This window comes from Streptomyces katrae, assembly GCF_000966975.1.
Classification (GTDB): Bacteria; Actinomycetota; Actinomycetes; order Streptomycetales; family Streptomycetaceae; genus Streptomyces; species Streptomyces katrae.
In genome coordinates, this window is record NZ_JZWV01001058.1 from 1 (window position 1) to 6,976 (window position 6,976).

A 6,976-nucleotide genomic window follows, 5' to 3' on the forward strand; every position below is an offset into this window, starting at 1 on the left:
CCCCCCGAGCGCCACGACCGCGCCACACCCACGGCGCGCCACCCCCCGACCCGCCAGTCATTGCCCGAGGTCACCCCCCGTGATACACAGAGTGACCAGGTCAGGCCATGCGTACGACCGCACACCCGCGCACACACGGTCCGACACCCGGGACATCGGGTAAAGAGACCGGCCAAGTCGACGACGGCCGACGTTTCATCAGCGAAGATAGTGAGTGACCCCTGCCACCGGGCACGGGCTACCGGAACTACCCATACAGGGGCGGTGAGTTACATGATCCTGGCAGCCGAAAAGGGCGATATCACCACCATCATCGGCGGAATCGCCCCGAACTGGGGGCCGTTCGGCAGTCTCGGCAACGAAGCGAAGGTCATGATCGAGGTCATCATGGCCGTGGCGATCCTCCTCTGCCTCGGCATCGCCATCTGGGGCGCCGCCAAGCAGCGCATCGGCGCCACCGCACTGCGCGACACCTTCAGCGCGGAACAGGGCAAGGGCCTGATCGTGGCCGGCCTCACCGGAGTCTTCATCATCGGCTCCCTCGGCACCCTCTTCACGATCGTCTACGGAATGGCCGTCTAGCAGCACCACCGCGGCCGGCCGCACCTGATGAGGAATCACCACACCGCGCCTGCGCGGTGACGAGCGCTACCGTCGTACGACGCGGAGGGGGCGGACGACAGGCAATGAGCAACGACGACCAGTACGGCGGGGGCGCCGTCGGCGGCACGGGCCAGACCCGCACCCGCCTGCCGGACCCCCCGTCCGACCCCTACGGCACCCCCCGCCGCACCCCCCGCGCCTCGCGCGGCCTGATCACGGTGGTCGGAGTCGTGGTCCTGCTCATCGCCGCCATCGCCTTCGCGAACCAGTCCCAGGACACCGCCCAGCCCCCCACCTCGGACAAACCCCCCACCACCAACGCCACCTCCCCCACGGGCACGCCCCCGGTCACCACCAAGTCCGCCGGCATCCCCAAGGGCTTCGCCCACGACGAACAGGGCGCCCAGTCCGCCGCCGCGAACTACACGGTGGCCCTCAACTCCGACGGCATGCTCAAGAAGGACGTCCGCCACGCCCTCATGGACGGGCTCTACACCCCCGAGGCGGCGGCCCAGCGCAAGGGCGGGCAGGACACCGCGTACTCGCCCGCCTTCTTCGCCTCCCTCGGCCTCGACGCGAACGGCAACGCCCCGCAGGGCAACACCTTCGTCACCCGCGCCGTCCCGGTCGGTACCCGCGTCGAGAGCTACGGCCCCGCCAACGCCAAGGTCTCCGTCTGGTACATGGCCCTGGTCGGCATGACCGGCGCCAAGTCCACCACCCCGGTGACCACCACCTGGAAGACCTGGACGTTCGAACTGACCTGGGCCGGGGACGACTGGAAGGTCGCCTCCGACAGCCAGCAGGACGGCCCCGCCCCGGTCCCCGGCGACGTCCCCGCCTCCACGTCCGACGACATCAGCAAGGCCGTCCAGGAGTTCGGAGGGTTCACCTATGCCCGGTAGCCGCCCCGGCACGCCCAGCCGCCCCGGCGCGGCCGGCCGCGCCGCCACCCTCCGCGCCGCCGCCACCCGCGCCCCCTTCCGCATCGCCGCGGCCCTGACCACCCTTCAGACGGCACTCGTACTGCTGTCCGCCCGGGCCCACGCCGCCCCCAGCCCGACCCCGCCCCCCTCCGGGTCCCCCTCGGGATCCCCGTCCGGCACCCCGGCACCCTCCAAGTGCGAAGGCGTCATCGGCACCCTCAAGGAAGCCTGCGAACGCCAGGCCGGCGGCGCGACCCCCGGCACCGGCGCCGGCACCGGGCTCTCGCCCAACAGCCCCACCGACGCCCTCAACCCCCTCGCCTCCCTCGCCCGCGGCTGCGCCGACGCGGCCGCCTGGATCGTCGGGAAGCTCAGCGAAGCCGTCAAGGGCACCGCGAACGTCGACTTCACCAATCCCGCCTTCCTCCAGCAGTACGCCGTCGTCTTCGCCGCCAGCACCGTCCTCACCCTCGTCCTCTGGCTACTGGCCGTGGCCAAGCGCGCCATCCGCGGCGTCCCCCTCTCCACCGCCCTCTCCGAGGCCATCGGCTTCCTCTGGCTGACCGTCCTCGCCTCCGCCTTCACCCCCCTGATCCTCTACACCGTGGTCTCCGCCACCGACGGCGTCACCGACGTCATCGCCTCCGCCACCGGCAGCCAGAGCGACGTCTTCTTCGGCTCCTTCACCGACGCCCTCAAAAAGGGCGACGACATCGGCGGCGGCCCGATCATGCTGATCGTCGTCGCCCTCGTCACCGTCCTCGCCGCCGGCGTCCTCTGGCTCGAACTCGTCATCCGCGCCGCCCTCCTCTACGTCGGCGCCCTCCTCGGCACCGTCGTCTACGCCGGACTCGTCGACCGCAACATGTGGGGCCACGTCCGCCGCTGGGCCGGCATCATGATCGCCGTCATCCTCGTGAAGCCGGTCATCGTCATCGTCCTCGGCCTCGCCGGCGCCCTCGCCGGCAACAAGGGCCCGAACGCCTTCTCCGCCGTCGTCTCCGGCCTCGCCATCATCCTCCTGGCGATCTTCGCCTCCGCCATGATCTACCGCTTCGTCCCCGGCTTCGGCGACGAGATCGCCTCCGCCCGCAGCAACCGCAAGCAGGCCACCGACGGCGCCCAGGCAGCCGCCGTCATCAGCTCCCCGGCCTCCCTCGTCTCCCAGGGCATCAAGACCCACAGCAGCCGCGGCGGCGCCCACCGCGCCGGAGGCGGCGGCTCCACCGGCGGCGACGCCAACCAGATCTCCGGAGGCATGGCCGCCCACAGCAGCCGCGGCTCCGGCAGCGGGACCGGCGGCGGAAGCGTCCCGCCCGCCGCACCCCCGCCCCGCACCGGCTCGAGCACGAGGAACACAGGAGGTGACGGGCGTTGACGACCCAGTTCCACCAGATCCACCCCATCGCGCCCCGCCGCACGTATCTCATCGGCCGGGCCCGGCCGAACGCGATCGTCGGCAAGAACCGCGAAACCGGCGAGATCGCCCTGATCATCGTCGGCGCGTTCCTCGGCATGATGAGCGGACTGCTCGTCCCCGACCTCACCCTGCGCATCGTCACGCTCGCCGGCTTCCCGCTGCTCGCCCTCGCCGCCGTGTACGTCCCCTACAAGGGCCGCACCTTCTACCGGTGGTTCGAGATCAGCCGCAGCTACAAGCGCACCCTGCGCCGCGGCACCACCTACCGCTCGGCCGCCATGGAAGCCGGCACCCGCGCCGCCGACGGCCGCGAGGTCGAGATCGGCCCGCCCCCCGGCATCGGCCGCATCAACTGGCTCGCCGCCCCCTTCGGCCCCGACGAGATCGCCGTCCTCCTCCACGCCGACCGCAGAACCGTCACCGCCGCCATCGAGATCGAAGGCCCCGGCGTCGGCCTGCGCGACAGCGAGGACCAGGAAGCCCTCGTCGACCGCTTCGGCACCCTCCTCAAGCACGTCGCCAACGGCGACGGCTTCGTCACCCGCCTCCAGATGCTCGCCCGCACCCTCCCCGCCGACCCCGACGCCCACGCCAAGGACGTCGCCCAACGCGGGGACGCCACCGCCGCCACCTGGCTGCGCGACTCCTACGACCAGCTCCAGTCGATGGTCTCCACCTCCTCCGAGCAGCACCGCGCGTACCTCGTCGCCTGCATGCACTACACCCGCGAGCTCGCCGCCGAGGCCAACACCATCGCCCGCGCCGGCAGCACCAAGGGCCGCAAGCTCGACCGCGACGCCGGCCTCGCCATCGTCATGGCCCGCGAGCTCACCGACATCTGCGCCCGCCTCGCCGAAGCCGACATCCGCGTCCGCCAGCCCCTCGGCCAGGGACGTCTGTCCTCCCTCGTGCACTCCATGTACGATCCGGACCACCCGATCGACCACATCCAGGCCATGACCAAGCGCAACGCCTGGCCCGCCGAGCTCGACGCCGTGGAGCCCACCTACCTCCAGGCCAAGACCCGCGAATCCTCCACCCGCGCCCCGTGGTGCCACGCCACCGCGTGGATCAAGGAATGGCCGATGACCCCCGTCGGCGTGAACTTCCTGGCCCCCCTCCTCGTCCACACCCCGGACGTCATCCGCACCGTCGCCGTCACCATGGACCTCGAACCCACCGAGGTCGCCATCGAACGCATGCTGACGGAGAAGACCAACGACGAGGCCGACGCCTCCCGCGCCGCCAAGATGAACCGCACGGTCGACCCCCGCGACATCGCCGCCCACGGCCGGCTCGACCAGAGGGGTGAAGATCTCGCCAGCGGCGCTGCCGGGGTCAACCTCGTCGGGTACATCACGGTGTCCTCCCGTTCCCCCGAAGCCCTCGCCCGCGACAAGCGCACCATCCGCGCCTCCGCCGGCAAGTCCTACCTGAAACTCGAGTGGTGCGACCGCGAGCACCACCGCGCCTTCGTCAACACCCTGCCGTTCGCCACCGGCATCCGACGCTAGCCGGAAGGAAGAGCCGCCATGCGAGATCCCATGTCCGCGCTGACGGACGCCTTCACCAGCTTCCTCTTCGGCAAGGTCGAGACCACCCGCCTGCCCGTCCGCACCTCCACCGGCCAGGCCCAGGCCGTCTACCTGCCCACCGCCGCCCCCGGCCTCGGCGACTCCGGCGTGATCATCGGCCGCGAGGTCTACAGCGGCAAGGGCTACATCTACGACCCCTTCCAGCTCTACGGCCAGCAGCTCCCGGCCCCCCACTGGCTCGTCCTCGGCGAATCCGGCAACGGCAAATCAGCCCTCGAAAAGACCTACGTCCTGCGCCAGCTCCGCTTCCGCGACCGCCAGGTCGTCGTCCTCGACGCCCAGGGCGAGGACGGAGTCGGCGAATGGAACCTCATCGCGGAAGCCCTGGGGATAACCCCCATCCGCCTGGACCCCATCGCCGCCAACGACGGCGGGATCCGCCTCAACCCCCTCGACCCGGCGATCACCACGACCGGCCAGCTCGCGCTGCTCCGCACCATCATCGAGGTGGCGATGGGCCACGGCCTGGACGAACGCTCCGGCTTCGCCCTCAAGGTCGCGCACGCCTACGTCGTCGACACCATCCAGGACCGCCAGCCCGTCCTCACCGACATCGTCGAGCAGCTGCGCCACCCCGAACCCGAATCCGCCCTCGCGATGAACGTCGACATAGACGACGTCCGGGCCTGGGGCCTCGACGTCGCACTCGTCCTCGACCGCCTCGTGGACGGCGACCTGCGCGGCATGTTCGACGGCCCGACGACGGTCGGCATCGACCTCGACGCCCCCCTGATCGTCTTCGACCTCTCCCACATCGACCGCAACTCCATCGCCATGCCCATCCTCATGGCGATCGTCGGCGTGTGGCTGGAACACACCTGGATCCGCCCAGACCGGAAAAAACGGATCTTCCTGGTCGAAGAGGCCTGGCACATCATCAACAGCCCCTTTGTGGCCCAGCTGTTCCAGCGCCTGCTGAAGTTCGGCCGCCGCCTCGGCCTGTCCTTCGTCGCCGTCGTCCACCACCTCTCCGACGTGGTCGACGGAGCCGCCGCCCGCGAAGCCGCGGCCATCCTCAAGATGGCCTCGACCCGCACCATCTACGCCCAGAAAGCCGACGAGGCCCGCGCCACGGGCCGCGTACTCGGCCTCCCCCGCTGGGCGGTGGAGATCATCCCCACCCTCACCCCCGGCATCGCCGTCTGGGACGTCAACGGCAACGTCCAGGTCGTCAAACACCTGATCACCGAGACCGAACGCCCCCTCGTCTACACCGACCGCGCGATGACGGAGTCCTCCACGCCCCAGCAGCTCCCCGAGGACCTGCTGGCCGCGGAACTCGAAGCGGAGGAACGCGCCCTGTACATCGAACGCCAGCGGGGCGCCGGCCCCGGATCCGCGACCACGGTGGCCTGACCGACATGCACGACGCCAGAGGTACGGAGCCCCGCCCGCGCGGCGGCGGCATCCCCGACGGAGCACTGGTCGGCCTCCTGGCCTTCCTCCTCGGCCTCGCCGTCCTGGTCTGGTCTGCCACCGGCCTGGCCGCCCTCTTCGCCAAGGGCGCCTGGCCGTCCACGGTCACCTTCACCCGCACCCCGGGCGCCGTCCGCGCCCTGATAGCGCAACCCCACGACATCCCCGCGGCCTGGCCGGACACCGACCCGTCGGCCCTCTCCGGCTGGGGCCTGTTCTGGGGCCTGTTCATCAGCCAGCTCCTGGTCCTCCTGGTCCTGACGATCTTCACCCTGGGCGTGATCACCCGCACGAAGGCCCGCCGCACCCGCACGAAGACACCACCCGGGGCCACAGGCCCGGCCTCGATCCCGGGCTCGGGCTCGGGATCGGCGTCGGACACGGGCTCGAGTCCGGGGCCGGGCACGGGCATGAGTACGGGCACGGGCACGGCCCCAGGTACGGGCACGGGCCCGACTTCGGGCACCCGCCCGACGCCCGGCCCGGACCGGGACACCACAACCCCGGGCCTGGGCATGGCCTCGGTGACCGGCACCGGCCGAGCCTCGGGCACGAGTCCGGACCGGGACACGGCCAAGCTGCCTGGCGCCCGCCCGGCGGCCGGCCAGGACGCGGGCCAGGTGCCCGGCACCGGCACCGCCACCGGCCCCGACAGCCACTCGGCTGCCGCCGCACACCCGACGCCCGTCCCTCCTCGGGACGCAGTCCCCGTACCGGGCCCGGCACTCAGCCCGGCCCGGGGTCCGGAGCCGACCCCCTCCGCCGCGCACGCCCCGTTCACCGCACCGGCACCGGCACCGGCACCGGCACCGGCACCGGCACCCGTACGCCCCCAGACCCGTGACACCAGGCCTCCGGCCCAGGAGGCCTACCGCTACGGCTTCGGCTACGCACCGCCCGCCCGTACGCACACCCCACCGCCGGCCCACCGGGTCGCCTACGCACCCCCGGCCGAACGCCACCACCTCGCCGTCCAGGCCGTCTCCGCCGCCGAAGGCGCCGTCCTGGTCGTCACG

The 6,976-nt window shown here is 71.8% G+C and carries 5 protein-coding genes and 1 pseudogene; all 6 read left to right on the forward strand.

All coding sequences use genetic code 11. The features are described 5' to 3' along the window. The first annotated feature begins 273 nt into the window (after positions 1-273). Positions 274-582, forward strand: a complete 309-nt coding sequence (locus VR44_RS32185; RefSeq protein ID WP_042818271.1) for a hypothetical protein — start codon at positions 274-276, stop codon at positions 580-582. Positions 583-686: 104 nt separating this feature from the next. Continuing rightward, a complete protein-coding gene (locus VR44_RS32190) occupies positions 687-1,508 on the forward strand; it encodes a DUF8175 domain-containg protein (RefSeq protein WP_045951165.1) in 822 nt (273 codons plus the stop codon). A gap of 82 nt (positions 1,509-1,590) precedes the next feature. Beyond that, positions 1,591-2,907, forward strand: coding sequence for a hypothetical protein (locus VR44_RS32195; protein ID WP_211275164.1), 1,317 nt, complete (start codon positions 1,591-1,593; stop codon positions 2,905-2,907). Next, entirely contained in the window at positions 2,904-4,463 is a 1,560-nt protein-coding gene (locus tag VR44_RS32200; RefSeq protein ID WP_045951166.1) for an SCO6880 family protein, read from the forward strand. Before VR44_RS32195 ends, VR44_RS32200 begins: the two co-directional genes overlap by 4 nt. 18 nt (positions 4,464-4,481) lie before the next feature. Next, positions 4,482-5,900, forward strand: coding sequence for an ATP-binding protein (locus VR44_RS32205; RefSeq protein ID WP_045951167.1), 1,419 nt, complete (start codon positions 4,482-4,484; stop codon positions 5,898-5,900). Positions 5,901-5,905: 5 nt separating this feature from the next. Beyond that, positions 5,906-6,976 (forward strand): annotated as a pseudogene (locus tag VR44_RS45490) (hypothetical protein); the annotation flags it as partial.

Coding starts and splice junctions, on each gene's coding strand:
- VR44_RS32185 (WP_042818271.1), top strand. CDS start 274: ATGATCCTGGCAGCCGAAAAGGGCGATATCACCACCATCATCGGCGGA.
- VR44_RS32190 (WP_045951165.1), top strand. CDS start 687: ATGAGCAACGACGACCAGTACGGCGGGGGCGCCGTCGGCGGCACGGGC.
- VR44_RS32205 (WP_045951167.1), top strand. CDS start 4,482: ATGCGAGATCCCATGTCCGCGCTGACGGACGCCTTCACCAGCTTCCTC.